The organism is Nostoc sp. CALU 1950 (assembly GCF_051172895.1).
In the GTDB taxonomy this organism is placed as follows: Bacteria; Cyanobacteriota; Cyanobacteriia; order Cyanobacteriales; family Nostocaceae; genus Nostoc; species Nostoc edaphicum_A.
Window position 1 is genome coordinate 1 of the sequence record NZ_JBDNJQ010000086.1, and the last position, 26718, is coordinate 26718.

General features: G+C 42.5%; 27 protein-coding genes. 10 read left to right on the forward strand and 17 right to left on the reverse strand.

From position 1 onward, the window contains the following. The coding region (locus tag ABF638_RS21995) for an NB-ARC domain-containing protein (RefSeq protein ID WP_435025100.1) at positions 1-3318 on the reverse strand (3318 nt) is incomplete at its 3' end. A 167-nt stretch (positions 3319-3485) separates the two neighbouring features. Here ABF638_RS21995 and ABF638_RS22000 point away from each other — a divergent pair. Together ABF638_RS22000 and ABF638_RS22005 are read left to right on the forward strand one after the other, a co-directional pair. After that, positions 3486-3719 carry a hypothetical protein gene (locus ABF638_RS22000; RefSeq protein ID WP_435025101.1) on the forward strand — a complete coding sequence of 78 codons (234 nt, stop codon included), beginning with the start codon at positions 3486-3488 and terminating at the stop codon, positions 3717-3719. A 508-nt stretch (positions 3720-4227) separates the two neighbouring features. Further along, the gene (locus ABF638_RS22005) at positions 4228-7365 is read left to right on the forward strand and encodes an NACHT domain-containing protein (RefSeq protein WP_435025102.1); all 3138 of its coding nucleotides are present in this window, start codon (positions 4228-4230) and stop codon (positions 7363-7365) included. Between the two features lie 59 nt (positions 7366-7424). Here the strand turns inward: ABF638_RS22005 and ABF638_RS22010 are convergent, their stop codons facing one another. The 12 genes from ABF638_RS22010 to ABF638_RS22065 form a co-directional block, all read right to left on the reverse strand. Then, entirely contained in the window at positions 7425-7994 is a 570-nt protein-coding gene (locus tag ABF638_RS22010) for a tyrosine-type recombinase/integrase (RefSeq protein ID WP_435025103.1), read from the reverse strand. A 158-nt stretch (positions 7995-8152) separates the two neighbouring features. Then, the gene (locus ABF638_RS22015; protein WP_435025104.1) at positions 8153-8293 is read right to left on the reverse strand and encodes a hypothetical protein; all 141 of its coding nucleotides are present in this window, start codon (positions 8291-8293) and stop codon (positions 8153-8155) included. A 177-nt stretch (positions 8294-8470) separates the two neighbouring features. Continuing rightward, positions 8471-8701: a hypothetical protein gene (locus tag ABF638_RS22020; RefSeq protein ID WP_435025106.1), complete on the reverse strand. Its 231-nt coding sequence runs from the start codon at positions 8699-8701 to the stop codon at positions 8471-8473. A 169-nt stretch (positions 8702-8870) separates the two neighbouring features. After that, a complete protein-coding gene (locus tag ABF638_RS22025) occupies positions 8871-9326 on the reverse strand; it encodes a peptidase inhibitor family I36 protein (RefSeq protein WP_435025107.1) in 456 nt (151 codons plus the stop codon). Between the two features lie 418 nt (positions 9327-9744). Next, complete coding sequence (locus ABF638_RS22030) at positions 9745-11586, reverse strand: hypothetical protein (RefSeq protein ID WP_435025108.1); 1842 nt, start codon at positions 11584-11586, stop codon at positions 9745-9747. Beyond that, entirely contained in the window at positions 11583-12131 is a 549-nt protein-coding gene (locus ABF638_RS22035) for a hypothetical protein (RefSeq protein ID WP_435025109.1), read from the reverse strand. The genes ABF638_RS22030 and ABF638_RS22035 overlap by 4 nt, the downstream gene beginning before the upstream one ends. A 21-nt stretch (positions 12132-12152) precedes the next feature. Then, the gene (locus tag ABF638_RS22040) at positions 12153-12869 is read right to left on the reverse strand and encodes a hypothetical protein (RefSeq protein WP_435025110.1); all 717 of its coding nucleotides are present in this window, start codon (positions 12867-12869) and stop codon (positions 12153-12155) included. 12 nt (positions 12870-12881) lie between these two features. After that, positions 12882-13445 (reverse strand): hypothetical protein, encoded by a 564-nt coding sequence (locus ABF638_RS22045; protein WP_435025111.1) that lies wholly within the window; start codon positions 13443-13445, stop codon positions 12882-12884. A gap of 173 nt (positions 13446-13618) precedes the next feature. Next, positions 13619-13855: a hypothetical protein gene (locus tag ABF638_RS22050; protein ID WP_435025112.1), complete on the reverse strand. Its 237-nt coding sequence runs from the start codon at positions 13853-13855 to the stop codon at positions 13619-13621. Next, positions 13852-14097, reverse strand: a complete 246-nt coding sequence (locus ABF638_RS22055) for a hypothetical protein (RefSeq protein WP_435025113.1) — start codon at positions 14095-14097, stop codon at positions 13852-13854. The genes ABF638_RS22050 and ABF638_RS22055 overlap by 4 nt, the downstream gene beginning before the upstream one ends. After that, positions 14094-14327, reverse strand: a complete 234-nt coding sequence (locus ABF638_RS22060; RefSeq protein ID WP_435025114.1) for a hypothetical protein — start codon at positions 14325-14327, stop codon at positions 14094-14096. Before ABF638_RS22060 ends, ABF638_RS22055 begins: the two co-directional genes overlap by 4 nt. 3 nt (positions 14328-14330) lie before the next feature. Continuing rightward, positions 14331-15449 carry a ParM/StbA family protein gene (locus ABF638_RS22065; RefSeq protein WP_435025115.1) on the reverse strand — a complete coding sequence of 373 codons (1119 nt, stop codon included), beginning with the start codon at positions 15447-15449 and terminating at the stop codon, positions 14331-14333. A 221-nt stretch (positions 15450-15670) separates the two neighbouring features. On the opposite strand from ABF638_RS22065, the gene ABF638_RS22070 reads away from it, so the two are divergent. The 3 genes from ABF638_RS22070 (at position 15671) to ABF638_RS22080 (ending at position 20579) form a co-directional block, all read left to right on the forward strand. After that, entirely contained in the window at positions 15671-15904 is a 234-nt protein-coding gene (locus ABF638_RS22070) for a hypothetical protein (RefSeq protein ID WP_185585979.1), read from the forward strand. Between the two features lie 145 nt (positions 15905-16049). Next, complete coding sequence (locus ABF638_RS22075; RefSeq protein WP_185585980.1) at positions 16050-16775, forward strand: hypothetical protein; 726 nt, start codon at positions 16050-16052, stop codon at positions 16773-16775. 258 nt (positions 16776-17033) lie between these two features. After that, positions 17034-20579 (forward strand): PriCT-2 domain-containing protein, encoded by a 3546-nt coding sequence (locus tag ABF638_RS22080; protein WP_435025116.1) that lies wholly within the window; start codon positions 17034-17036, stop codon positions 20577-20579. On the opposite strand, the gene ABF638_RS22085 is transcribed toward ABF638_RS22080, so the two are convergent. Then, the gene (locus tag ABF638_RS22085) at positions 20519-20761 is read right to left on the reverse strand and encodes a hypothetical protein (RefSeq protein ID WP_435025117.1); all 243 of its coding nucleotides are present in this window, start codon (positions 20759-20761) and stop codon (positions 20519-20521) included. The genes ABF638_RS22080 and ABF638_RS22085 overlap by 61 nt on opposite strands. Before the next feature lie 539 nt (positions 20762-21300). On the opposite strand from ABF638_RS22085, the gene ABF638_RS22090 reads away from it, so the two are divergent. The 3 genes from ABF638_RS22090 to ABF638_RS22100 all read left to right on the forward strand — a co-directional run bounded on the left by ABF638_RS22090 (position 21301) and on the right by ABF638_RS22100 (position 22585). Continuing rightward, entirely contained in the window at positions 21301-21567 is a 267-nt protein-coding gene (locus tag ABF638_RS22090) for a type II toxin-antitoxin system ParD family antitoxin (protein WP_435025118.1), read from the forward strand. Next, positions 21567-21872 carry a type II toxin-antitoxin system RelE/ParE family toxin gene (locus ABF638_RS22095; protein WP_435025132.1) on the forward strand — a complete coding sequence of 102 codons (306 nt, stop codon included), beginning with the start codon at positions 21567-21569 and terminating at the stop codon, positions 21870-21872. Before ABF638_RS22090 ends, ABF638_RS22095 begins: the two co-directional genes overlap by 1 nt. A 569-nt stretch (positions 21873-22441) precedes the next feature. Then, the gene (locus ABF638_RS22100; RefSeq protein WP_435025119.1) at positions 22442-22585 is read left to right on the forward strand and encodes a hypothetical protein; all 144 of its coding nucleotides are present in this window, start codon (positions 22442-22444) and stop codon (positions 22583-22585) included. Positions 22586-22778: 193 nt separating this feature from the next. On the opposite strand, the gene ABF638_RS22105 is transcribed toward ABF638_RS22100, so the two are convergent. Then, a complete protein-coding gene (locus ABF638_RS22105) occupies positions 22779-22961 on the reverse strand; it encodes a hypothetical protein (RefSeq protein ID WP_435025120.1) in 183 nt (60 codons plus the stop codon). Positions 22962-22968: 7 nt separating this feature from the next. Then, entirely contained in the window at positions 22969-23373 is a 405-nt protein-coding gene (locus ABF638_RS22110; protein ID WP_435025121.1) for a hypothetical protein, read from the reverse strand. A gap of 485 nt (positions 23374-23858) precedes the next feature. Here ABF638_RS22110 and ABF638_RS22115 point away from each other — a divergent pair, with 485 nt between their 5' ends. Next, positions 23859-24374 carry a plasmid mobilization protein gene (locus tag ABF638_RS22115; protein ID WP_435025123.1) on the forward strand — a complete coding sequence of 172 codons (516 nt, stop codon included), beginning with the start codon at positions 23859-23861 and terminating at the stop codon, positions 24372-24374. Further along, positions 24355-25884, forward strand: a complete 1530-nt coding sequence (locus tag ABF638_RS22120) for a relaxase/mobilization nuclease domain-containing protein (RefSeq protein WP_435025124.1) — start codon at positions 24355-24357, stop codon at positions 25882-25884. The genes ABF638_RS22115 and ABF638_RS22120 overlap by 20 nt, the downstream gene beginning before the upstream one ends. A gap of 213 nt (positions 25885-26097) precedes the next feature. Here ABF638_RS22120 and ABF638_RS22125 read toward each other — a convergent pair whose 3' ends face one another. Beyond that, positions 26098-26634 carry a hypothetical protein gene (locus ABF638_RS22125; RefSeq protein WP_435025125.1) on the reverse strand — a complete coding sequence of 179 codons (537 nt, stop codon included), beginning with the start codon at positions 26632-26634 and terminating at the stop codon, positions 26098-26100. Between the last annotated feature and the right edge of the window lie 84 nt (positions 26635-26718).

Here is a 26718-nt window from a genome sequence, read left to right on the forward strand (position 1 = left end):
CTCATCATGAATCGACCGAGCAGCAGTCAGCGCATCTGTTAACAACTCCGGTGGCAGTTTCCCTGCTAAGATTCTTAAGGCATGGGCACGATAATACTCAGACTGAATTGACCGAGCGGTAGCCAATGCTTCTGGCAAGACTTCTGGTAGTTTGCCTGCTAAGACGCTTAAGGTCTTAGCGCGATCATACTCATCCTGAATCAACATAGCACTAGCCAGTGCTTGAGGTAACAACTCTGGTGGCAGTTTGTCTGTTAAAGCTATCAAGGCATTGGTGCGATATTCTTCAAACTGAATCGACATAGCAGCAGCCAGTGCATCTGTTAACAACTCTGGCGGCAGTTTGTCTGCTAAATCAGTCAAGGCATGAACACGAGAAGGCTCAAATTGAATGGAGATAGTAGCAGCCAATGCTTCAGGTAATACCTCTGGCAATTTTTCTGCTAAGGTACTTAAAGCATGGGCAGACAAATACTCATCCTGAATCAACCTAGCAGCAGCCAATGCGTCTGGCAACACTTCTGGTACTTTCTCTGATAATGCTGTTAAAGCATTGGCGCGAGAATGTTCATTGTAAATCAAAAAAGCAGCAAACAATGCGTCTGGCAATAGCTCTGGCACTTTCTCTGCTAGGGCTGTTAAGGCTTTGGCGCGAGAATATTCATCGTAAATCAACCAAGCAGCAGTCAATGCGTCTGGCACTGCATCTGGCACTTTCTCTACTAGGGCTGTTAAAGCATAAACCCGAGAAGACTCAGACTCAATCAACCTAGCAGCAGCTAGCGCTTTTGGTAACAACTCTGAGGGTAGCGTTGCTGCTAATGCGCTCAAGGCAAGAGAGCGAGAAGACTCAGACTGAATTGATACAGCAGCATCCAGTGCTTCTGGGAACAATTCAGAAGGTATTTTGTCTGCTAAAGTACTCAAGACTTGGGCGCGATGATATTCATCTTGAATCAACTTAGCAGTAGCTAGTGCTTCTGGTAAAACCTGCGGCATTTTGTCTGCTAATGCACTTAAAGTTTGGGCGCGATGATATTCATCCTGAATAAACTTAGCAACAGCTAGTGCTTCTGAAAACAACTCTGGTGGCAGTTTTGCTACTAATGCACTTAAAGTTTGGGCGCGAAAATAATCAGGCTTAATAGTCCTAACAGATGCAAGCACTTCTGGCAACAACTCTGGTAGTTTCTCCGCTAATGCTGAAAGAGCATCAGTGCGAAAATACTCAGACCGAATTACCCTAGCGGCTGCTAGAGCTTCTGATAGTGCTAGTTTTTCTAGATTTGGAGTTAAATAGTTAACTAATGTTGCCAAGGCTTTCACTTTCTCTACTAGTTTTGGTTTGTGCAACGCATAAGCTAACCCTTGTTCCAGACTCCATACTTTTTTTTTGACTAACGCCACGAGCAATTCTACTGGTACATTAGCTGCCAAACTATTAAGCGATGCAATCATCAAAGCATAGCGACATTGCAAACCTAGCACTTGCGGCAAGGTTGATTCAGTCCAATTTGCTTCCGTCAATTCCCAAGCACGAGAAATATCTGTGATGTAACCCCCAAGTTGTCCCAACTTCTCCCTCACCTCATACCAGGCGTTATTTCCGGTTGTTGACTCTTCCCGCAATAAAGAGTGAATCTCTTCAACCCATCCCGCCTTCTCCAAATGCCAAACTAAACGCTGATGAATGTAGCCATCATCAGGCAAGGTATGCCATAAATTATTCTGGGTTTTCTGCCGATATTTCTCCAAAAAAGCAGCATGAGCATCAGTAAGATTAAAACCTACCCCTGGCAAATCTCCTGTCCGCTTTGGCTGTAGCGCAGCAGTTAACAAATTACACGCTAAATCATGGAATAAGTCATGTAACCGATAGCTAGACGTACCATCAGTAAGCGGTACTCCTGTTAATAACAATGCCTTATTCCGTAAATATTGCAACATCTTGGCAGCATCACGCTCATCCATTGCCCACAGCGTCGCCGCCATCATCTTATTAATGTTGACATCCTCCGGCAACACCCCCAACCAAGCGAAATGCTGCTGCTTTTCTTGAGGCATTCGCTTGACACTTAAATTTAATGATGCCGTTAAACTCAGGCGTTTTAAACTCGCCTCATCGGTAATTTCTTCGGCTTCCGGTCGGTCAAAACTTCTTAATCTCGCTACTTCTTGCCGAATATCCGCCAATAGTTCATCCCAAGTCGTACCACTAGCAACTTCGGCGGCTGCAAGTTCCAACGCTAGGGGGAGATAACCAACACCTTTGGCTAAATTTTCGGCTGAGTGACGTTCTGCACCTGTAATCTCGCGTCTTAATTTCTTCGTCAGCAATGCCATTGCCTGATCTGGTTTCATGATATCCAGACTGTAGGTGGTGGCTGCTAAGGCATCAGCAATTGCCCCTTCACGAGTTGTTACTAAAACCTGACACCGCACCCCACCCACATTAAACGCTTGTGCATCTTGCGTATTCCATGCATCATCCACCACCAGCAACACGGCTTTGTCATAAAGCAGCGTCCGCAGATGATTAGTAGTTGCTTCCACACTGGTAGGTTTAAAGCTATAGTCTCCTAATGCTTGCACCCAGCCACTAATTAAAGACAGCACATCTGGCTGTTGACCTAATGTAGCCCACAAAATACCATCACAAAACCAAGTTTGGATTTCTGCATCTACTGCTAAAGCTGCTGCTAAGGTCGATTTACCAACAGAACCCAAACCGTGAATCGCCGTAATTACCAAAGTGCGATTATCTTCTGTGAGGAAGCGAGTCTTTAATTCATCGCTGTATTCTGGGCGTTCGACAAAGTGTGCAGGTAAAGGTGGCGCTTGAAATATCGCCAGTTTAGTTTGGGGTACAACAGCAACACCCTCATCTTCAGTGAAATTCGCTTCTAGCTGTTGAGATTTCTTTGATTTGTTGCTTTGCCATACCTCATCAAACCGTTTCAGGTTATTTTCTTTATCCCTTGACCATAGCTTTAAATTAAAGTGCCACTCATCAGAACCCTGGGTTTGAATCCGGTTATCTTCCAGAATTTTTACAAAATCCTTGAGTAAATTCAACGCTTCTCGAATTTGCGCTTTAGTTAACTGACCTGGATATTCGTCTTTTAGCGTCAACAACTCTAAAGTTACCAGAGTTGTTTTAATAGTCAGCTTGAGGTTAGCACTGTCTTCTTCTTTCCAGTCGTACTTAATATTAAAGTTATCCTCTTCAAATTCCCCAGCCGCAAAACAAAGCAACGCCGCCAACAGACGCTTTACTCGCTTTTGAGTTACAGGGCCTTTACTAGGTTCTCGCGCCATTGCGTTTCCAAAATCGATCAGAAAGTTTGGGGCTACCCCAAATTAAAACTAATACCCCAAGCTAATTAAATCCTGATTTTAAAGCATTTTCCGCAAGTTTGGGGTATTTGCTTAAGGACACGACCCTAAAGAGAACCTGTATTTATCAATTCTTTGGGGAAAAACAAATGAAAGGGAAGCGTCAAGATATTCTCGCTAAAACCATTGCTTTATTACTAGCAATGCAACTATTCCTAATTGGCTTACAAGCCAAAATCCGCATTGATCAAGGTAACTCAACTCTTGAGACTTTAACGTGGTTGATTCAACAATATATTCCGGTGTTGGTCAAAGTCAAAAGCTTGGAGGAGAAAAAGCAAAGAAAGGGGGTAAATGAGCAATCGTACAGAAAGTTACGCTAAGGCTGTAATCCTTACTGGATAAGCATTATGGAAATAGATATGTTTTACAATTCTCGATGTACCAATTAACCTATAAGTTATTTGGTACAAGAATTTAATACGGCACAGCAAGGGTTTGAAGCTTATAAATTTCAGAGGCTTCAACTGGTACAGTTTTATTTCTGGCGATCGCAGTAATGAAAGTTGCTCATCGAGTCCTTAGCGTAACTTTCGGAACGGATGCTCATTTGACCCCTGTGACGATTAATCAAATTATTCAAATTAGCCCCAGCCCTGGCCGGCCCATCATGAAGCAGTGAACCTTGATATCAAGCCCCACCTCCCCGCGTTGTTTTCTGTAGGCAATAGGAGATCGCATCCGGCGATTTTACCAATTGCATTCCCTATCTAGGGAATTGGTAATGTCCGCACGAGATTTATCACTCAAAGCCGTCTCATATCTTTTGTACTTTTGTTTAAGCGTAATTAACTATAGAATCGTTAAAAAGATACAAAGGCTGCCCTAGCTATGCACATTAGTATCACGGATGACCTCAAGAAACGATTATATGCAGTTCTATTTATACTAACTTTGTGGTTGGTGCTTTCTACGTCAGCCGTACCCAGCTTTTCTCAATCTCCTACCCCTACACCCCGTCCTATAATCGAACAGAAAATTCGTGAACTGGCTAAGAATGATGTAGAAAACGATATTTCAAGAAGAAATGATTATGCTGTTAAGCTGTACGGAAAAAAATCCCCTGGCTTAAACGATGATGAAATTTTGCAAATATACGATGACGAATACACCAAGCAATTAGAAGCAAAAAAGAAAAATTTATGGGAGCAACTAAAGCCTGAAAATGGATGGTTTGTTGCTGTAATTTTATTTTTCGTATTAATTTTTAAAGATACTTTTACCAAATGGGTTAGTAGCTTTTTTGAAACTATAGGAAATCAAATTTATAGCAAACTATCAGGAGTACCGTTACTACGGGGTGTTGCATTAAACCGATACAGAGAAGAACTCAAACAGAAGTATGAGAAATTAAAAATTTCGTTTCGACCTGTTGATAAACCTCTAAAACTAAAAGATATATATGTCCCACTAAAAGTTACAGGTACTAACGGCAATGAGTTAATTGATGCCCTTAAAGCTATAACTAACCATCGCCGACTTATGATCAAAGGTTATCCTGGTTCTGGGAAGACAATGCTGCTAAGGCATATTGCTCTTTGTTATGCTGATGGTCGTTGGTCTAGCTTATTTAAGAAATTCCAATGTATTCCAATTTTATTAGAATTACACCGATTAAGCTCTTCAGAAAAGACCATACAAGAACACTTAGAGGATGCCTTTGATCGAGATGGGTTTCCCAACGCCAAACATTTTGTCTCTGAAAGTTTAGAAAAAGGTAGACTGCTACTGCTGTTTGATGGTTTGGATGAGGTAAATAGTGATTCTCGTGAGCGGGTAGTTAATGAAATAAAAAATTTATTAGATAGATATCTAAAGTGTCCAGTTGTTATTACTTGTCGCAAGACTGTCTACAGAGATGAGTTTCATGAGGTAGTTGAAAAGACACTAGAAGTTGCTGAGTTCAACGACCAACAGATTCGTGAATTTATATTTTCGTGGAAGGCAGATATACCAGCAGGCAAATATGTTGAGCAACTTATGCAAATGTTGCATGACCGACCGCGAATTATGGCTCTGGCACGTAATCCGCTAATGCTAACCATTATTGTCTATCTTTATGCTGATACTGATTTTGTTTTACCCCATTCAAGAGCAGAGTTTTATCAAAAAGCAACAAATATTTTATTAGAACAATGGCATCAAGAACGCAACCATTTTCAAGCGCGTGATAAAAAACTTATACTTGAACACTTAGCACTTTTTTTTCAAGACAATGCTAACCAGCAAGGGAAAGACCATCGCAGCTTAGATTGGAGAACTGTTGAATCAGAAGTGATGAATATACTCCCTGACCTCAATCTTCAGCCTGACTGCACAAGAGCCATTCTGCTTGAAATTGTGGAACGTAATGGTCTACTACTTGCTATTGATGGCGGTGAACGCTATCAGTTTGCTCATTTAACGTTACAGGAATTTTTTGCTGCCTGTAAATTGAGAGAGGATGCTGATGGTCTAGTTCGTCGCTTTAAAGCTGACCCTGACACTTGGCGTGAAACTCTTAAACTCTGGTGTGGAATAGCTTCTGATAGTACAAATTTAATTCAAGAAGTACGTACAGTAGATTCAGTTGTTGCGTTTGAGTGTTTGGCTGATGCTCAAAAAGTTGATTTGACATTAGCTGATGAAATTATTAATAGCTTTAAATCTCGGCTAGGAGAATATGCAAATGAGGATATAGTAAATCATGCTTTCGCTTCTATGGCTGCGGATAATAAAAGACGTACAGATGTGTTCACTTTTTTAAAAGAAACCCTTGAGAACACAGGTGAAACAGATTCCCGCCGCAAAGCAGCTGCAAATGCTTTATCGCTGACTAACTTAACAAGTGGAGCAGAAGTTATAGCAAAGCAGTATATAACTTTACATAAGATAGAATTCCGCAAAATACTAGATCAGTCATTGATCCGTATGGGCAATATTGCCATACCTGAAATTAAAAAGGTTGTAATTACTGATTCTGTTTATCAGGTTATCGATGCTCTAGTCGGTATTGGTACTCCTTACGCATTACAAACTTTAGTTGATTTTCTTTGGAATAAAGATGAAAATTTAGCCTTGCGTGCTGCATTACTTTTAGCTTCTTTAATCGGAGACGACAGGCACGAAGAAAAGTATAAAGCCATGCTAAATTGTTGCCAAATACCTCAAAATTATGCTAAAAAAAATGGCTTTGACTGGATAATTGAAGTTTATAAAACAGCAGAAAATTCAAATATTTATGTAATTTTAGAAGAAATAGCTTATTTAATAAGTAAAAATATAAAAAAGCCGATTGAGTCCATTGACAATATGCATATTCAAGGATTTGATCCAAAAATAACTTTCCCTATCTGTTTTATAGAAGCAATTAATCAATTAAATTTACAAAGTGCTTCAAAAAAAACTAGCTCTGATATCCAGAAAATCTTGAAAAAAGGATTAATTGATAAAGGAATGTATGAGGGAGCAAGTATATTGTACGAGAAATTTGTAAAAGAAGTTTGTGGACAAGATTTGTATACTATTTGGGGATTTTTAATATTAAACCTTTACCCAAGGCAATTATCTAAAATTTTATGTTATTTAGTTGATGAGCAAGATTCAAATAGCAATAATCTTACAAATTTAATTTCAAGCAAAGAACAATTAAAGTCTCTTTGGAAGGTAATATTTAATAAGGTAGAAAATTTACAAAATAATCATTATCCATTTTATTTTTTGTTTATTAAAGGCTCATTAATATTGATTACTCAAGAAAGTTTTCTATTTTTATTAAATGCCCAAAAAATAAAAAAAATCATTGAATATGTAATATTACTGAATTCTGTAATAAAAGATTGGTGGTATAGAGCGGTTTATTTAATTGGAGAAACGAAAGAATTTAGAGGAGTTGCAGACTGGTGGGAAGGAAGAGTGATTGCAAATAGAAACTTAGTCAGGCCATATAAGGAGGGTGGCGAAATAAATGCAAAATCGGACACGTTGTAAAGAAAAATTACATAAAGCACTTTCTTGATTTACTAACTTACCCATCAACAGTTTATTGCTCAAAAATCCAAAGCAGAGATAGCGTTCTGCTTCTGCTTCTCAGTTACCCCCAAATAACGCTCCAAAGCTGCCAAAGTCCGATGTCCAGATATCTCCTGTATGTGGCGCAACGGTATCCCGGCATCACTCATCCTGGTTAACGCAGTCCTCCGAAAACTGTGGGTACTAACGCCCTCAATGCCCAGCCGCACACAGGTATCTCTGAGGATTTTATCAGCACTGACCTTGTGAATATGTAAGAGTCCATGCCTGCCGGGAAACAAAAACTCCTTGCGGCGGTTGGGGTTGTACTCTTCCAAATACTGCTTCAGCTTGGGATGCACTTGGATTTCCCTTGTGTCTCGCTTGCCTTTGGTGTTGACACTGCGTAGTACTAACACACCTCTGACACCGTTGCTGCCAAACACATCTTTCACTGCCAAAGTGCAAGCTTCGTTGATTCGGCAGGCAGCATAAAGGCACACCCCAAATAAAGCTTTGTCTCTTGGGTTGACAAAGCCCTCGTTAAATAGGAGATTGATTTGGTCAGGGGTGAGGATTTCTGCTCTGCCGAAACGATTTATTTTCATAGGGTCTAGCCTACATGATCTAACAGTAGAAACACAATGTAAACGGCTGGAAAGCTATCTATTTCGTGAGCAACTTCAAACCACTAGACTCAGTTAATCTCTGCTTATCAATCCCAACCGCTACAACCCGCATCCCAGCGTTGGCTGATAAAACCTGCTTATGCTTGCTGCACGTTGACCAATTGCAGGTATAATCCGCAATAGTCATATTCCTCAAACTGTGCGATCGCACTTTGGTACTTCTTCCTTGCACGGGACGTTGACATCCCATAGAGGCTGTTGACACTCTCCTGACTCATATCCATCCAGTGCAGTTATTCTTGCATTCTTTTATAGGAAAATCTGCATATCTAATGCAAGCTGTAACTATTGCTGGGTAAGGCTTAACGGGTATCAGTCATTGGCGAAAATCTGCACAAAAGTAAAGCAACCATTAACCAGGACTAAAGTAGTCCAATAACCCTACTGTATATGGGTTACATACATTTTTGGCTGTGTAGATCAAGAAAAGTGCGATCGCTGCTAACTTTGGCGAGATTTTGGGCGTGGCAGTGGGGAGCTTGTGAAAAATTGGGGTGATTTTTGGGCGTGGTCTGAGATGCGGTGGTGAATTCCCGTCGTAGGTGACAAGGCTTGTTTAGCGGTGTGTGGCGAGGGTTTTGCCTTTGATAACAGGTCAGAACTTTAGGATTTATATATTCCGTCATAATCGTCTTTACAGCCGCTTATCCTGTTAAATGAGCTAATCCAAATCCATAAGACAACCCCTAGCAATGCCATTACTGGACTAGCTTGGGGTCGCTGAGTGTATTCTGAGAACTAAATCAGGATTGTTGCTTAGGAGATTGGTAGGGAGTTTAGGAAGGCTTTAGAGCGTTAAAAACCTCCTAAAAGACCTCCTAAAGGGTTGGGAGGGTTTGGGAGGTCAACCCCACCATATCTTTTACTTGCGGTATTGCTAATACTGCGAAATTCTCCACTATCAGCGAGTTCCTGGTTATCTGAAACTTGATTAACAGATGTTTGTCGATTTTTATCTATATATAAATTTACTGGGCACAAAGAATTATTACGTATTGAACGGGCAATTGGTGTGCTTATGCTTCCATTGAATGTACATGAATATGTACTAATGGGAGAGACATCCAGTACACCAACAGTAAAAACTGAACGAGTACCAGTGAAGTTTCGTTCACTCCACACACAAACATTAGTTAAAGGACAGTCAGCAGTTTGAGCTTTAGCTACATCTGGCTTTACCCAGTTAAGACTAAGAATTCCAGTAGTTAAGCTTAGTGTAAAGACTAACTTAGATACCAGTTTTGTTTTCATTTTTTTAAATGTACTCGACGAATAGCTATCAAGTTACACCTTATTAGGTAACTAGACAATAGCTAGTTAGTAACACCCTACTTTTCCCACTTTTCCCACTTTTTATTTAAAAATGGGTATAGAGAAAATCACTTCTGGTAAGCCAAATTCTCATAAGTAAATGGTTCTCTTTCAATGATTACAATTTTCAGCATTGTTTTGATAATTCTGTAATAAAATTGGGCTGTTTAGAGGGCTGATTGATTATTGGTGTCTAGCGGACACCAAGAGACACTTGGAATAAGGCTTGTGTCTGTAGCTGTGTCTGCCAATGTCTAGCCTGTATAAGGCTTTCATGGTTTTGTGTCTGTGGTGTCTGATGTCCGATGTCCGCGAAAAAAGGGGGTTTTTGGGAGCAGACACGCGGACACCAAAGCGGCTAAATTTGATTGAGCTTGATAACACCCTCGGCTATCCAATCAGCCAAATCAGCCCCCACAATTTCATACATCCAGCCCTTGATTTGCTCAACAGTAAATCTTTCACCAGCCACTTTAAAATTGCCCTTAAACTCTCTGACATCGGCTGTAATTCTCTCAGTTCTGGTGAGATATTCATACAGCTTTTGCGCCTGGGGTGATAGTTTTTTCGGTTCATCTTGGGTGTCACCTGCTTTGTTACCAAGATTGAATTCCAGTTCATAGATGCGCTCTAAAGTGGCTTTATCGATTGTTGGCGGGTCATTAACTGTTCTAGATTCATCAAGCCGAAAATCAATTCGCTTGTGGTCAAGTTTAGGCAGTTCAATATCAATCCATTGCCCATGCCCAGGTAGCTTAATCCTACCCCTACCGCTAGCTTTTGCTTCTGTCGTAATTGGGTCAATAGTTGCGATTAGTTCTACTTCTAACAGTGCCGCATCTCGAAGTTTTGATAGTCCTTTGGCTTTGGCTAAAATCTCCATTGTGCGGTCGTGAGCTACGAACAAAGGAATCATTAATTGTTTGCGAGATTCAGTCATGGCACAGCGAAACCATTTACCAATAAAATCAGGGTCGGGCTTCCATTTTTCATCCTCACAATCGTCTGGCATTGGCTCAACAATGTTATCCGTCCAAGTGGTAAATTCCTCACAGATAACTGATAGCATCTTGCCGCTATTTCTTAACCGTTCTGTCCACTGTTCTTCAGTCAATCCACTCTTGCGGTAATCTTCATAGCGTTGGCGCATTTCAGCCATGTACCATTGCATGAAGAGAGCTATTTCTTTGTAGCCAGTAATCAGCCTCACACCTCGCCACTCGACCTGTGTGCCGTGCGGGTCAAGCGCTACGATGTTCCATCCGGCTTGTACTTTCTTCCAAATAATTTCTCTGGTAGTCCAGGACTTACCTGCACCCATGCCACCAAATATCAAAGTGGGGTAGCCGATGGTGTTGTTGATCCAGCGATATTTGTCAGTGGGAGCGATCGCTGACTGTTCATTTCCAGTAACCTTATCGTTGGGGTCAATCGTCCCTTGTAAAGTCTGACTCCCTTGCAGATAGGGCGTTTTCATCTCACGAAGCTGCTTAATATACTCCGCCTTCTGTTGCTCGGTCATCCCCGCCGTTTGCGCCTCAAAAATGGCATCAGTTGCCTCCATTTGGGTAACTTCAATTTCCGTGTGGGCGTAAATCTCGGCTTTGGTGATATCAACAGTGCGATCATTGGCTATCAAATCTAAATCGGCTTGCAATTGGACTTCTGCGATCGCAACATCTCGGTAACTCTCTAGTAACTCGGAACGTGCCGCCATCTCTGCTTTCGCAGCATCCCGTTTTTGGGCGATGTCTTCAAAAACTGCTCTCTGCTTCTCCTCATACTGACAATGGCGCAACATCCACCCAGCAAGCGCAAACCCCAAGAATCCACCAAACGCCCACAACGGTTTGTATTGGTTGGTCGCTTTCACAAGTCCGTTTACCCCCATAGCTGGGTTACGCACTATTTGGCGCGGCATTCCTTCTTGTTTCCATTGCTCCCAGTAATAGGGGGTCATGCGGAATGGTCTGTTATTCTGATCCTGACATACCAATTTTTTCTGGGGAGTCCGAACGCAGAAATAAATGCGGTCGCTTGACTCCCCTTTCCACGCCATCGCAGCCGAGCTAATACCCACAGTTAAACTCAGCCCAATTGCAACAGCTTTCTTGTCCATCGGCAACTGACCGAACCACTTCATTAAACCCGATTGTTGTGACTCGGATAACTGTTTATGTTTGTCGGTTAAATAATTCATTTCCTCTGACTACCACCAAATAGAAAAATCATTAATATCGCTAGAAATATGCCCACTCCTGCACCATCCATCCAACTTGAAGATTCAGCAGTTTTTGGCTTATAAACCGACTCAATAGAAGTCTTAGCTGTATCAGTAGAAGTTCTCGCTTCATTCCACTCACTCAGAGGGTAGGATAGCGCACACAATAACGCCAGTGATGCACTGCAACCAGTCATTAGATTAGTGACAAAATTATTGAACCCTTCACCTGTTGCAGTGGCAGTAAAATACAAGTGTGCAGTACCAACAGCTAAGAACATTCCAACTGGGTGAACTTGCAATAGGTGAAAGGTGAAAATCACTGCACTATTTAAGCAACTGCCAGCGACAATTTCACAGGCATTACCAGCACGTCTAAATGTTCTACCTCGATTGTTTTCTGGCAGTGGTGGTAACTGTTCGGGTTGTTTCTGCTGCTTAGTTGATTGTGGTGTTTGTGCCAGCCCTTCATGCAAAAAAGGGCTGACGCTATGAGGATCTTCATTTCGTTTCCTTACTAGCATCAGCCTTACCTAATTAATTGATTATCTATCGCCTAACTTCTGCCACAAATTACCCAACATTGCACCCCAACCGCGAACTGTTCCGGTTGCAGAAACACTTGATGCTGGTGCATGATTTTGGGATTGAATTGGTATGACTTCTTGGGGTATTTGATTTGGCTCTAATGCCCTTGAGCCAAACCTTGCACGGGCTAAAAGTTGTTGGCGTTTCTCTCTCAATCCCGTAGTAATTGCTTGCCTCTCAGCTTGCACAGTTTGCTTATTTTCTATGCTGCTGATTTTATTTTCATGCCGCCACAATTCAGTTTGTAAATCTTGATGTAATTGGGCTGCAACTTCGGTTAATGCGTGTTTGCGTTTCTGGTCAATCCGCAACAAGTCGGCTCTATCTTGAGCATCTATTTTACTCATCTCGCTGTCAAATTCAGCGTTAAGTTTACGGATTTTACCAATTGCACCCGCTACATGAGAGCCGTATTGTTTACGAAGTTCTGTCCAAGTAACCTGCCCTTTTGTTAGCTTCTCCATCGCCTCAAAGACCACCTTGGCATTGTCCAAAAATGGCTCTAATCTATCACTTAACTCTTGGGCATTATTCGCATAATCCGCAAACTGTTCGAGCTTATTTATATCGGAGAGATAGCCCAGAATATCAGACTCAAATCCTCCCCAAGATTGCGCTTTCTCGTCGATATGCGAACTATGACCAACTACCGGATTACGTATTGCAAAGTCCATTGCGCTATTCTCCTAATAAGGTATGTTGTCGTAGTCGATATCGCTCGGCTCTTGGGGCACTTCATCCCAGTAACCCATCTCTGAAAATCGGCTATAAATTCTCGTTGCTAATTGCCTTATGGGATCATCAAAATCATCAGAAATTAAATCAAATCTCTTCTCACCAAACGCCAATATATTTGCAATGTCCGCGTCAATCCCATTACCCAAGAATTGACCAAATGCAGCAGAGTATGGATGGTCATCAATGGTTGAATGAGTCGCTAGAAATTCCGTTCCGGTGAAAGGTGGGTAATCTTCACTCTCGAATATTGGTGTGGAGAGTGCTTCAATATCTGCCGAAATCATTGCTGCCCATTGTTCAGGATTTTCTACTTTGAATTGCTGCTTTCTTAGGGCGGAGTCGGTCAGAGGTGAGCGTCCCCAATCATTGGGATTTCTATAATCGAGTGCCATGCTGTTAAGATCCTTGTAACGATGTGTACTTGATGCACTTTCGGGTGAGGCGATTGCACTTACTTTGGTCGGTCGGGGCAATCGCTTCTCATCAGTTCTCGCAAAATTCAACAAGTTCAAAAACCTCCCCCTGCACTTTGTTTTGGCTTAGTTCAAAGCGTCTACCTTTGGAGTCCTTGAAAATGAAAGGCGCATTAACTCGACAATTAGAGCGATGGCTGTAGCGCAGTTGTTGACCACGGAATTGGTACAAATGGTTACGTTGCAAAGTTGTCGTTTCTAACATAAGTTCCTCAAACTTGGGAGTAGAACTCGATATTTAGGATTGCTTCGTGAATCTCCATCAAAGCTTGGACTGCATCACCTATTTTTAAGTCATTCGATGTACTGAACCGCTCGGATGCTTCGATTTGTTTGTAATTTGGGGATGCTTGCACGAACCTTAAAGTCTGTTCGCAACCGAGGATGATGGTCATGATTTCGGTAGTTGTTAGCGATGGTTGTGTTTGCACAGTGTCTTGGTCGCTCATGACTTCCTTCCTTTTCTTTGAGTTTTCATCGGTGTGGGTTGGGGTTCTGGCTGATTACTTGGGGATTGTGGCTGGTTCGGCTTTTGAAGTACATAGCTGATAGCCCCTGCGCCACCCACGGCTGCGGCGATGGTGAACATATTGTTTCTGCCGAAATACTGGACTCCAAAGTAGCCAACTGCGATCGCTGCTGCTGTTGCACCAATGCCTAAAACCGTGTTTCTAAATGTGGTTCTGCTCATGCTGCCCCCTTGAAATTAGTGACCATTGCGCTAAGTGCCGATTTATTAGGCTGTGTAGATTGCGCTGTTTCAACTTTGGGTGATGCTTGGACATTGCCATGTTGAAAAATCAGCTTCTCTACACCTGCTGATAATGCTTGTGTGGGCGCGTCTTGGGGTAAATCAAACATCTTGCACAATTCAATTACTGCTAGGTAGGAGATGGTTATACGCCGAGATTCGTAATTCATTGATTAGGCTCCTCTTGCAATTTGAGTTAATAGTTTCAACCCCAAGGCATTGATGAATTGGGGATTATTCAAGACCACAAAACCTAAACCGGCTAAGTTTTGATCCACCACGGGCAGAGAAACACCCCCACCCCAGGCGACAAGGTATTTAGCGCGGTCTAGATAATTACCAGCAGTCACAAAGTTGGCGAATTTCTCAATCCTGTTACTCCACCATTCGTCTAGGCATTGGCTGTACTCGGTTTCAAACTTTTTACCAGTAAGGTGGTTGCCGCCGTATGTGAAAGTCCCTTCTACAATTCCCTGGTTCACTAAGCTGGGCGAGTGTTTCACATCCTTGGATAGCAGACTCACTCGGTCATTTCGTTTGTCGAGAGCTTCTGCAATCATGGTATGCAGTTCACCACAACCACCCTCTATCAGGTGACGGTCAATCACTGCACCACTGCCATTAAAGACAGTTACCAACCAAGTTGATGAACCGATATCGAGTGCGATCGCTAATTCTGAGGGGTCAAGTACCAGAGATGCTTCACCGAATAAGCAGTGGGCAATGCTTCCAAAACCTTCGGGATAGATGCCTGTCACCACGATGTCAACTGTCTTGCTGACAATGGAACGGGTAAGTGGGTGCAGATGTTCAAAGGTGTGAGTCCCTTCTACTCTGCGTTTAATCTCACTTGCCCAGCGTTCCGGGTTGTGATTGCTCAAACTAATTTCTAGCTTGACTCCATCGGGAATATTGAGAACTGCCAAATCTGCAAGGATGCTTTCTAGTGCCAGTTCTGCTTTTTTGGCTTTGTCCTCGTGTAGCAAGGTGTGGTCACTTTGAGCTAGAGCCGCACTGCCCCAAAAGAATTGAACATCTTTTAAGTCCAGGCGTGAAGTTCCTTCTACATATCGCAGCCATGCCCCATCTTTTGAGATGGTTTCGTGGTGCATGATGTTTCGGTTGCGAACTAGTGAGTATACGGCTGGCATCATGATCGAAAAATCACCGATGATTGCCTTGCCGTACCCTGCACCTGAGTCTTTCCCCGCGATGAGGTCAGTTAGCCCGGATTTGGCTAACAAGTCTGCTTGGACGAGCCAGTTTTTGGCATTGGTGTATGTCGTTGTCATGGTTCCGATGATTGGTAAATTCTTGATTTTCCTGGCTTTGCAGAATTTAGAGGCTAAATCGCTTTAAATCCACATATCCAGTTAAGGGCTTGCCATCACTTCGCTTTCCGGCTTCTGTCACCTATGTTATGCGTCGTTTTTTGGCTTGCTAGTGCTATGATAGCATTACTTCATGAAGTAATGAAGTAATGTTTTACTAATTTTCTTGAGGTAATGTCAAAATGTTTTCAGAACAAATAGAAAACAGTGATGTGGTAACAAGACGAGACGATCCAAATTTCACTCAAGTTAGCGGGTACATACCAAAGGAGAAAGCTTTAAACTTTAAAATTGCTTGCACTGCTTTGCAAATAACCCAAAGCGATGCACTAGATGAAGCAATTAGCCTTTGGCTAGCAAATCATGAGCAACCTTCCTCCACACCCAAGGGCAAAAAAGGTAAGGGTACAGCATGACCAAAGAAAGCCAATCAGAAAAAAACGCTCTAAGGGAAATTCTGGCCTATTTACAGAAAGTAGGGCTATTTGCTCAAAATCCAGTGTCAAACATTACTATCAGTAAAGTTCGTATAATTTCACATCATTAATTTTGTTGTCTCCAATGACTACAGTGAAAGACCCACCAACCGATTTTCAACTCCCGCCGCACAACGAACCGGCATTAGAGATGCTTAGGGAGGCGAAAGACTATGCGTCCACTCAAGCTCTAGCGGCTGGTGCTGCTGCGCTGGCTACAGGAGGCATAATTCATCCATTTGGATGGGTTCTTTTTGGATTGGCTTACAAGCCGTTGATACGAATTCAAAAACTTGCGCGGCTGGAAAAATTAACAGCCCTACTTTTGAATGAGTTTAAAAGCCAGGGTATACAAGTCTTTCCAGTGCTAAAGCCCGAAGACAAGAACCCCATCGACTTGTTTATTAGGTTTCCGAGAAAGACACATCTGTTTATCTCCATTCGTTCACGGGGAGATAGTCAGGTGGTCTACAACGAAAAAAGGGAAATTCTACAGGTGAAAAAGAAAGATAAAAATGGTTTAACCACCTGGAAACCCTGCCCATTAGTTGAGCTATCGGATTACGAGAGATGGCTGACTAAAAATAGAGATTTGTTTGGAATGTCCTCGAAAGAGGTAACAAAAACACCGACAGGAAAAGTTTTGGTCTTATGGAGTCCAACTCAGGCAGCATCTGACCACAACCCACATCTTTATTCTGAGATGGGCAGTATGAAAATTCTGGCTCTCAGGAGAAAAGGTACTACGTTTGTAATTCAAGAGGAGGAAGTAACCGAGTTCATCAAGGCTTGGTTAGCCAAGTACGAATAGGCTAAAAGCTGAAAACCCTAAGTCTCGATGAGACAAACGGGCTTTCAATTGGAATTGGGGTATAGGTTTCGCCGCCTAATTAATATCCCTAATAGTAATCTTATCAAACCTTTTTGAGTGTTAAGCAATTGTAACACTGGCTACACAAAAAACGGCAACTCAGGAATTTTACCAGATTCGATTTCTGAACACTTGTATATAAGATTACTTTCGGGATAGCTCCAATTCCTCCAACACACTTCAGGAGGAATAGCTCTCATGTCACCATTACAACAATCTCATAACTCAGTATCGGCGCAATCAGCAGGCCAATCAGAAACTTTTTCTGCTGTAAAGACAAAACTTGAGTTGATTGAGAGTCGCATAATCAAGTTTGCGTTTAACGCCACTGGCAGAAACAAAGACTGGGACTTTAAGAAGCTGGCCGGTAACTTCATTGATGTATTCGGCACTCTAGCCGATGTTCAAGAACATATTAAAGCAGGTCACGCTATCTGTGCCGGACTGTTAAACGGTAAATGGCGCAGTAAGGCCAATATAATCGGTTCTCAGTGGCTACTACTCGACATTGATAATTCTAATATCGCCCGTGATGCTTATGACAAACCAATCAAGGACGAAAACGGGAATTATATCAAAGTTTACGATCACCAATTAACGATCGAAGAAGCCCTAGCCCATCCCTTCATTAAAAAACACTGTGCTTTAATTTACACCACAGCCAGCCATAAACCAGAGTGGCATAAATTCCGGTTGGTTTTCCTTCTCCCCGAATATGTTCAGGGTGCTGATACTGTAGAAGCTTGTACACGCTTCCTCATGCAGCAGTTACCGCATGACCCAGCTTGTAAAGATGCAAGTCGTGTTTTCTACGGCAGCACAGAAGCAGAATTCCCCCTAGTCAACCCTGAAGCCACTTTACCAGCAGAATGGATAAGTGAAGCGATCGCTCTAGCGCAGCAGGAGCGTATTGAGTATCAGCAAAGAATCCAAGAAATTGAGTCACGGCGTAAAGAGTGGCGTGAGATTTCCGTCACTGAAGGCTGGGACATTGACCAGCTAATCCAGAACGCGCTTTCATTCATCCCACCACGTACCCCAGGAAGCGGTAACTACGACGAATGCCGTCAGGTGTTGATGGCACTGGTTAACCATTATGGGGCAACGGATGCCGAAATCATCGCCGAACAGTGGTCGCCCAGCATCAAAGGCTCAACTTGGAACATCCACGCTAAGATTCGCAGTTTTAGACGTGGGGGAATTACGATCGGCACACTGTTTCACATCGCCAAGCAGTATGGCTTTCGCTTCCCGCAACGGCAGTATGAACCATACCAGCCCAAAGGAGTAATTAGCCGTGAACAGTGGGAGCTTGGGCGAGTCAGAGAGGACTTGAGCAGCTTCCAAAATTTATTAAAGCAAGCGATCGCTCCATTTTCTTCGATATTTAAAGGATTTAAAGCCCCACCAACACGCAAGCCCTTACCCGAAATTGACACGCCTTCGCCCAATGTAATTATTTACAAGCCCGGCAATATCCCGTACATAAGCGAAGTTACAGGCAATATCTCTATCTCTTGCCAGCCGGATGAACACATTTCCGCATGGGTAGAGGCCGTATCCAAGGGCTGGACGCAAATCTTAGATAATTCCCATCCAGGACTGGGCAAGTCTTACAACGCTGGACAACTGACGGCGGCCTTATTTGGCGTTGATAAACTAATTTACCAGGATGCCAACCATAGAAACCCGTCCACACTGCCCATTGAGACGAATTTTGTTGACTTACCAGTGCGGCACAACGGCTTTAAACTTGACCCCACCCGCAAAACTCCTACAGGTTCGGACTTTAAACTGTGGACTAAAGCGGGTGAGACTGCCGACACTGACGGCAATTGTCACAGAACTTACTTATTTAACGCATTTCGTAACAAGAATTTTACCAGCCTTGATTTTGAAGAGAGCGGTATTAGTCCCATCTGTGGCGGTTGTTCCCTTAAGAATCAGTGCCGTTTTGCTTACGGGGACGGTTTTGGATTCCGCTTTCAAAAGCGCACAGTTATTCAAAATTACTCCGAACTCAGAGCGCACCCAGACTCTACACCTGTCACTTTAACTAACGCTGCTGACCAAACTTTCACTGTTGGGCGGTTATGGGAAGAAGCTGGTACACTCATCAAGCCCGTGCGTAATGTTGATGTGAACCGAGGCGATTTTGAAACTACTGTCGGCAAGCTGCTACTGTTAGAACCAAATCTTCTATCACAGCTGCAACCTGCACTAAAAGTTTTACACCAACTGCTTACTCAGCAAATTAAACCGAATGACCGCTACGGATTTGATGATGCCAGCATCCGAGCGCTGCTGCCCCCTTTCCCCACAGGCTTAGATATCGAAGCAATTGGTCAAGCCTCAGAACCTGATTTAACTTTCTTAGAAGACTTAGATTCAATTGATATTACCCAAGATAAACAACTCAAAAAAAGTGCTGCGGCTCGTTATGCTGCCAAAAAGGTAGTTAAAGACAGCGCACGAACAGCCGGGAGGGAGTTTCTTGACTTGCCTAATTACTGGTTGCCTGACTTCCTGGAAGCTTGGAAGGGTGATGGTAGTTTCCAATCTCAATGGGGTGTACTCAGCATTTACCGCCGAAACCCCAAACATACTGAATTGGCCAAATCTGCCAAATTTAATATTTACCTTGATGCCACTTTCAAATCCCAGCAGTTGAAATTGAAACTGGGCATCGATGAGCCTGTGTTAATAATTGAGCAACAACGCCCAGACTACGACAATTTAAAAGTGGTCAACGTCACTGGGCTAGGTAAACTGCCCAAAAATCGCTCTCTTCCACTTAGCACTCGTGTTAATGCCCTCAAAGAAACCTTGAAAAAACTCTGCCCCACCCTTGGGATTATCGATTGGAAACAGATTGCAACCCAAGCCGAGGGCCACACAGAATACGGTCACTTTGTCGATGGGCGTGGTGTTAACAGGTTTAGTGAGTGTGATGCGATCGCAAGTTTCGGCATTCCTTACCAAAACATCGGTGTTTTAGCCGCACAATATCAGGTGATGACTGGGGAACCAGTCAACCTGGAAGATGAAAACAGCGCTTTCCAAAAGTATCTCACAGACCTGATCCGTGCAGAAATCATCCAAGAGATTGGGCGATTACGCGCTCATCGTCGCCCCAATGTGGAGCTAACATTCTACTTCTGCGCTGACTATGACCTTAGTTTTCTCTTAGATGAACTGCCCGGAATCAAGTTAGAGGTTGTCGATGCCTGCTCTCTATGCACCGAAGCGGGTAGCCGAGATCAGCAGACGGGACACGCCATCGTCAAAGCGTTTACCCAGCTTTGGCAGTCACACCAGAAAATTGGACAAAAGGCGATCGCCAAAATCATAGACACTACCCAAGGATGGGTGAGCCGATTTACCCAACGCTGGGGGGGCTGGCAGCACTTTAAAAAATTATTACTCTTGCTATTAGATAGTCTTAATAGCGGTAGTAATAAAAATTTGGCTGAATTAACCGATGATGAAAAGTGGCTAGCCCGTACATACTTCCCGATGTTGATTGCTGAATCAGAATCATCACCAGATCACCTATTAGAGGGGGTGGCGGAAGTTGCCGAAGTTTTTAGTACTAGGGCGATGCGGCGAGTTTTACACTTCTGTACCCCTCAAGTTAGGGCTGACTTGCTGATGACTTTCGTGAGTTGTCTGCCCACCGAAGTTTATTCAATTTCAGTTTCTGAAATCTCTGCATCACTCGCAGAACCTGCGCTATCACCTTGAACAGTCATAAGAACTGATTCCAGACGATAACCAGCTTCACGGATGTAATAAGAAGCTGCACCCACGTCTTCAAACACGCTGTCAAATTGGGGATGAGTTGACGGAAAAATCTTTCTCAGGCGATCGCTGATTCCTGAGAGTTCTTGCTGAATTGCGATTAGTTCTTGAGTATCATCATCCATGACTTATTTACCACAAAGATAGCTGCCCCGGTGAAACATTTGATTTTCCGCCCCTATGGTATAAAAGGTGACAAGCACTGCAAAGAGCTATAAGGTTGCCTCTCTGGTTATTTGCTGGGTTTCTGTCCCAATGATGAACCTGTAAAGTGTACACTCTGCGTTTTGAGCGTGTTAGATGTGATGTTTTTTCACCAGGGGCTATACAGTGTAACCCGCACTTTTGACAACGCCACTGGGCTTGTTGCTTAACGTCCGTGGCAATTTCTGACCAATTATCTGGGTATAGAGAATAGGTGAACGTCATCAGTCTAATTAAACTAAAGCTTTGAGAATTGTAATGCTTCGAGGGCTGGGCTACGTTTTAAAAAATATTACTCCTGCTATTAGATAGTCTTAATAGCGGTAGTAATAAAAACGTTACGAATTTAACCGATGATGAAAACTGGTTTGCCATCGCAAGGTTACAAAGACAACTGCAAAGCCAGTAATAACAAAAACTGTTATTATAATAGCTATTCTGGTTAGAAGGTGAGGCATAAATGAATATTTCCCTGACTCCTGAGCTAGAAGCGTTTGTGCAGAAACAGGTTGAGTCTGGTTTGTACCATTCTCAAAGTGAAGTGATTCGGGAAGGATTGCGTCTGTTGAAACGCTTTAACGACCATTCCGAGGAATATAAACTATGGCTCAATGAACAGATTGCCATTGGTCTAGGCCAACTTGACAATGGCCAAAGTCTGACCGCCTCTGGCGCACGGGAGCGCATTCGTAACAAGGCGCAAAAGTTTATGAAACCCCCTGTGTGATGAACCCAAAACCTTATGTTCTCTCCGAGCAAGCAGAAGAAGACTTGGCGAGAATTTACGCTTATATTGCGCGAGATAATCTAGATGCTGCCGAACGGATGCTTGATAAACTTCTTTCGGCCTGTGAATTGCTGACAGATAACCCCAGAATAGGGCAGTATCGTTCCGACCTGACCCCATTGCCCGTCCGTTTCTGGTTGGTGCATCCCCGCTATTTCCTGATATACCGAGGAGAAACCCCTGTTGAAATCGTGCGTGTACTCGCTGCAAACATGGATATTGCGCGAGAACTTGCTGGAGAATGAGCAACCTATCAGGTTGCTATTTGTAGTTTGCCACACATAGTCAACGCTTCATGCAGCGTTTAAAAAAATATTACTCCTGCTATTAGACAGTCTTTATAGTGGTAGTAATAAAAACGTGGCGTATTTACCCGACGATGAAACGTGGTTTGCTAGTGGATACTTCCCGATCCTGATTACTGAATCAGAATCATCTCCTGAAAATCCCTTAAAACAGGTGGCTGAAGTTTCCACAAGTATTACTAATACTGGATGCGGGAACTGAAGAACCCATATTTTTTTATTAATAATACTGTTCTGTGTTTTAATCTAATTCTAATTAAAAAAAATTACATTGCATTAAGTAACAATCTCTATAGTAATCAACTCATCTGAATAGTAAATGTCTAACACTCACTGAAAATACTGTTAAAATTACCACAAAAAAACTATCTGCCGTTATTTACTTAAATGAGTGAAGAGAAAAGTCATTTTTACAATATAAAAATGTAACAAGAACTACAAAATTCATGATTTTTGAGTCCAAGCATCTACTCTTGTAAATAGATGTACGTCATCAATTTTGAGGATATATGCTTAATCAGACTACAATTTTTGCATTTATCGTTTACAGCGTTTTGGCTGTATTTGCTGTTTTTGATGTTAAAGCGAGGGCTGTATTATTCGAGTTCTCGAAATTATTTTTAGCTGGTGTAGCTGGTTATCTATTGAAATAAAAATCTCTAACCTGCCTAATCACAAAAGTTAGAGACTCCAACGAAATATTGATTAAGTGTGCATCTGATTAACGAGTTAGACAACCTAATATTTATGGATTGTCTAGCTCGACTTAAACCTTGCTATTAATTAAATATTCAGTGCTGCTCTTTCTCCATTAATCGGGTAAGTTTGACTCATAATTCAACCAGTTTATAAATCTTCAGCACTGTAAAGTTTTGGTTGAAAGGCAGTGTTGTTTAATTCACCCTCTAGGTTTGATTGTGCCGATTGCTCCTGTGCTGTTGGCTGTTTACTTTTTCTCTTGCCCTTTGCACTATTTACTGTTGATTCCTCCGGCTCACTACTAGCTTGATCTGACGCAGTACTTACCACTGAAAGCTTACGTTTCAGTAGCTGGATTTGATGACGGATTATTATTGTCGCTTGAAGATGTTTTTTTCTGGCGACGGCTGCTTTTCCTCAACTCACCTATTAAATATTTGATTCTGCTGCCACTCAAATTGATGCCCAGATCCTTCAGCATCTCTGAAACTTCATCATAACTGTAGCCGTACTTATCAGAAGTCAGTTTTTCAATATATCTCCTCATCTTCCGAACTGCGTCTCTGTCCGATACATCTTCTCGCTCTTTCGGCTTCTGTTCTTTCAGCAAATTGATGGCCTTATCAATCTTATCTCTCGTGATTACTTCTGAATTCTGATGCTCAATCATGGTTATCTCATGAATCCCGATTAACTGATAATTATCGGCTATTTGAAAAAATTTGTACCAATTGGTTTTCAAAATCCTACAAAAATCGGCTATTGCGGCTACGCCGAATTAGCTTTTCCTATTACGGCTACGCCTTATATTTTTTAGTGTGGCAGCTTCGCTGGTAGTCTTATTCAAGCTAATGCTAAAAAATCTGACTATTACAGCTACGCTGAATCTAGACTTTTACTTAAAACAGCTTCGCTGAATTATTTTTTAGTATTGTGGCTACGCCGGACTATTATATTGTGTGCCAGCTACGCTGAATCAGAGAATTTTCATATAGCGGCTACGCCGTTTTTATTTCATTTATTGTGGCTACGCCGAACTAGAATTTACCTCATGCTCGATTATCTCAAATTCCGGCTACGCTGTTGCTATCCTCCCCTCTAAGTTGTAGGATGATCAGCAGCATGGCTACGCCGAAAGTACTCCCGCCCTCAGCTTCCTGCTGTGTCCTCCGTACACCCGTAACACCTGACACCTCACTACCCCCGTATTTGGGCTAGAAGCCAGCCATGCCTCAAAGCTTACGCTTTGTCTCGCTGCGCTCGAACGGCAGACTGGTTCAAGTGGGGAAACCCCCCTTAAAAAACCCCCCTCGCAATGTCCCGATATTTTCTCGATTTATGGCGAATCGCAAGCAGTCTAAAGCTCTAGTCCGAAAGCATATTTTCCCAGTCAGGTTGAGCGACATCGAACTGGATATGATTCGGATAAAATCACTTGACGCGGGGATGTCAGCAAGTGAACTGATGAGGCGTAATGCGTTGATGCGTCCATTGCCAAAACGACTGAGTAAAATTAGCTTACAAACATATTGGGAATTAGGACAAATCGGGAATAACCTAAACCAGCTTGTCAAGGCAACTAACACAGCCCTAAAAATTGGGCGAACTTTACCTGCTGATCCACAACTACTAAGAGAGCTTTTAGAACTGCTACATCAGTGCAGACGAGACATTGCCTCGCCTGACATTGATTCGGAAGATTCGGAACAGGAAGACGAAGAGGATGATTGGGAAGCAGACTAAGGGCAGAGGTTTTCGCAAGCTGTTGGATTATTTAGAATCACGCGAAGATGCCAAACTAATCGGCGGCAACATGAGCGGGAGAAATGCCCGTGAATTGGCGCGGGAATTTAAGCTGTCGAGACAACTTAATTCTGATGCAGACCGAGTTGTTTACCATGTCTCATTATCCGCCGCCAAGGGGGACAAATTAGATGATGAAAAGTGGAGCGAGATTGGCGATCGCTACATGAAGGAAATGGGTTTTGATGCCAATCAGTTTGCCATCTTTCGCCACCATAATACCGACGACGACCACATCCACATTGCCGCCAGTAGAATCAGGATGGATACAGGGCTAGTAGTCCATGATTCCTGGGATTATGTTCGCTCTGAAAAAGTTCTGCGACAAATTGAACATGATTATGAGTTAGTGCAAGTCCAGGGCAGTAGAGAGAAACTGAATCGCACACCCAGCACCGGACAAATTAGGCGCATAAGACGAGAGCAAGAAGAATATGAACTAGGTAAACTTGAGCAGCCACCAGGACGCACTATTAAAGAGGAACTTCAGCAGACAATTGATAAGGCTAGAGTTGATAGTCCCCAAATGCCAACGCTGATTATGCGTTTGCAGCAAGCAGGAATTAGCGTCAGGACAGGTTTTACTAGGAATGGGAAGTCTAAAGGCATTTCTTATGAGAAAGATGGGCAAGCTTTTAGTGGTACACAGTTAGGTGCAGCTTATACCTTCCCCGGTTTGCAAAAACATCTTGGCGTTGACTACCAAACAGAACGTGATGATGAACCTATTCATGAATTGCTGCTCAAACCTGTTAAACCACTCCCAGTTGAGCAGTTAGAAAAACTCTTTCAAGAAATTGAACGCAAACAACAGCCCCAGTTCACTCCACCACCAGAGGATAAAGTTGTTTGGCAAGTGTTGCACAAGTATTTGGACGAGAAACGCTACATACCAGATTATATTGTGCAAGGATTACATAATAATCAGTTGCTTTACATGGATGAGCAACGAAATATTTTGTTTATCAAGCGTGATTTAGATGGTGAAAAAACTGGCGCATTAGTTTGGTCAAAGCCTAGAGAAAATCATCGTGCTGTGGAGTACGACCAAAACACCTCTACACCTTATGGTTGGTTTTATCTGAGATTGGGAGGGCAACCAACGGACAAGGTAGAAAACGTCTTTCTGTGTTCTACACCAATTGATGCGATGTCAGCAGCAACCTACCTGATCTCAAGTTGCAAAGGGCTACCACCAAGTAGAACCATGTTGATAGTAGCTGATGACCCGAATAACCTACCTATGGAATTTCTCAAGAGTTTCAGTAGGGTTGTCGTAGCATTCAATAATGATGATCTTGGTAATAAAACAGCTAGTGCAGTATTAGAATTGTTGCCACAGGGTAAAAGGCTCAAAACCCATAATCCTGATTGGAGTCAGGAATTAGAAGCTCATCTCAGGGAGGAGCAAGAAAAGCAGAAACAGCTTGACCGTGGTTTTAGTTTGTGATCCGCGCCGTGCAGACCGAACTCGTTGCCGCTGCGCTCGACTCATGCGGTCTTCGGGACGGGCAGAGTAATCAATCGTTGGGCTGACCAGTCCAATTAGCCCGCCCCGAAGACTCCACTTCGTCGCATGATCCGCAACGAGTTCTTAAATTTTGGTTAAACGACATTGGGGTGAAAGCTTCTACTGTAAAGCATTTAGCATCAATTAACGGTTTTAATTACCTATGCAGAAATCTACAAAAGGTATAGTAACTTCCCCACACCAAGATGTTACTGAATTGCTTTCTTCTACTGGAAGTATCGGCTTTTGACCAGTTCCTCTGTAAAAAATCTGAAGTTTATATTTTTCATGTTTAAGATTATTAAAATACATGAAACCGCCTGCCTCGTTATAAATTTTTAGATGTAAATTAAAAAGTTTTCTACATAAAAAAGTTTCTAAACTAAAAAACGTACTTTCTCCGGGTTGGACTAAATAATAAGGCTCTCCTTCAACCCATAATCGCAATATATCACTGTCAATTTCTATTACATTCCCACTATCATCAATTAAATTTGGAAATCGCGCAAGGGAATCTAATCGCTCGAAATAGAGACATTTAGCTGTTTTATTAGTGACATGAATACCTAACCTGACAGTTTTTTTTGCCCAAGGTACAGGCGGAGTAAGAATAATTGACTGTATTTCCGTTTGAAAACTAACACCATTTACTTCAACGACATCACTATAATTAGATTCATTTGGTGTCATGTTAAAACCCAGGGCAAGTAACAAAATAAGTTAAGAAAAATTTGGTAACTTCGCTAATAAGTGTTATTTATAAGGATTATACTC

Bases quoted from the DNA above. Each gene is read 5' to 3' on its own strand.
- ABF638_RS22000 (WP_435025101.1), top strand. From the start codon at position 3,486: ATGAAAGGGAAGCGTCAAGATATTCTCGCTAAAACCATTGCTTTATTA.
- ABF638_RS22005 (WP_435025102.1), top strand. From the start codon at position 4,228: ATGCACATTAGTATCACGGATGACCTCAAGAAACGATTATATGCAGTT.
- ABF638_RS22010 (WP_435025103.1), bottom strand. From the start codon at position 7,994: ATGAAAATAAATCGTTTCGGCAGAGCAGAAATCCTCACCCCTGACCAA.
- ABF638_RS22015 (WP_435025104.1), bottom strand. From the start codon at position 8,293: ATGAGTCAGGAGAGTGTCAACAGCCTCTATGGGATGTCAACGTCCCGT.
- ABF638_RS22020 (WP_435025106.1), bottom strand. From the start codon at position 8,701: ATGACGGAATATATAAATCCTAAAGTTCTGACCTGTTATCAAAGGCAA.
- ABF638_RS22025 (WP_435025107.1), bottom strand. From the start codon at position 9,326: ATGAAAACAAAACTGGTATCTAAGTTAGTCTTTACACTAAGCTTAACT.
- ABF638_RS22030 (WP_435025108.1), bottom strand. From the start codon at position 11,586: ATGAATTATTTAACCGACAAACATAAACAGTTATCCGAGTCACAACAA.
- ABF638_RS22035 (WP_435025109.1), bottom strand. From the start codon at position 12,131: ATGCTAGTAAGGAAACGAAATGAAGATCCTCATAGCGTCAGCCCTTTT.
- ABF638_RS22040 (WP_435025110.1), bottom strand. From the start codon at position 12,869: ATGGACTTTGCAATACGTAATCCGGTAGTTGGTCATAGTTCGCATATC.
- ABF638_RS22050 (WP_435025112.1), bottom strand. From the start codon at position 13,855: ATGAGCGACCAAGACACTGTGCAAACACAACCATCGCTAACAACTACC.
- ABF638_RS22055 (WP_435025113.1), bottom strand. From the start codon at position 14,097: ATGAGCAGAACCACATTTAGAAACACGGTTTTAGGCATTGGTGCAACA.
- ABF638_RS22060 (WP_435025114.1), bottom strand. From the start codon at position 14,327: ATGAATTACGAATCTCGGCGTATAACCATCTCCTACCTAGCAGTAATT.
- ABF638_RS22065 (WP_435025115.1), bottom strand. From the start codon at position 15,449: ATGACAACGACATACACCAATGCCAAAAACTGGCTCGTCCAAGCAGAC.
- ABF638_RS22070 (WP_185585979.1), top strand. From the start codon at position 15,671: ATGTTTTCAGAACAAATAGAAAACAGTGATGTGGTAACAAGACGAGAC.
- ABF638_RS22075 (WP_185585980.1), top strand. From the start codon at position 16,050: ATGACTACAGTGAAAGACCCACCAACCGATTTTCAACTCCCGCCGCAC.
- ABF638_RS22080 (WP_435025116.1), top strand. From the start codon at position 17,034: ATGTCACCATTACAACAATCTCATAACTCAGTATCGGCGCAATCAGCA.
- ABF638_RS22085 (WP_435025117.1), bottom strand. From the start codon at position 20,761: ATGGATGATGATACTCAAGAACTAATCGCAATTCAGCAAGAACTCTCA.
- ABF638_RS22090 (WP_435025118.1), top strand. From the start codon at position 21,301: ATGAATATTTCCCTGACTCCTGAGCTAGAAGCGTTTGTGCAGAAACAG.
- ABF638_RS22095 (WP_435025132.1), top strand. From the start codon at position 21,567: ATGAACCCAAAACCTTATGTTCTCTCCGAGCAAGCAGAAGAAGACTTG.
- ABF638_RS22100 (WP_435025119.1), top strand. From the start codon at position 22,442: ATGCTTAATCAGACTACAATTTTTGCATTTATCGTTTACAGCGTTTTG.
- ABF638_RS22115 (WP_435025123.1), top strand. From the start codon at position 23,859: ATGCCTCAAAGCTTACGCTTTGTCTCGCTGCGCTCGAACGGCAGACTG.
- ABF638_RS22120 (WP_435025124.1), top strand. From the start codon at position 24,355: ATGATTGGGAAGCAGACTAAGGGCAGAGGTTTTCGCAAGCTGTTGGAT.
- ABF638_RS22125 (WP_435025125.1), bottom strand. From the start codon at position 26,634: ATGACACCAAATGAATCTAATTATAGTGATGTCGTTGAAGTAAATGGT.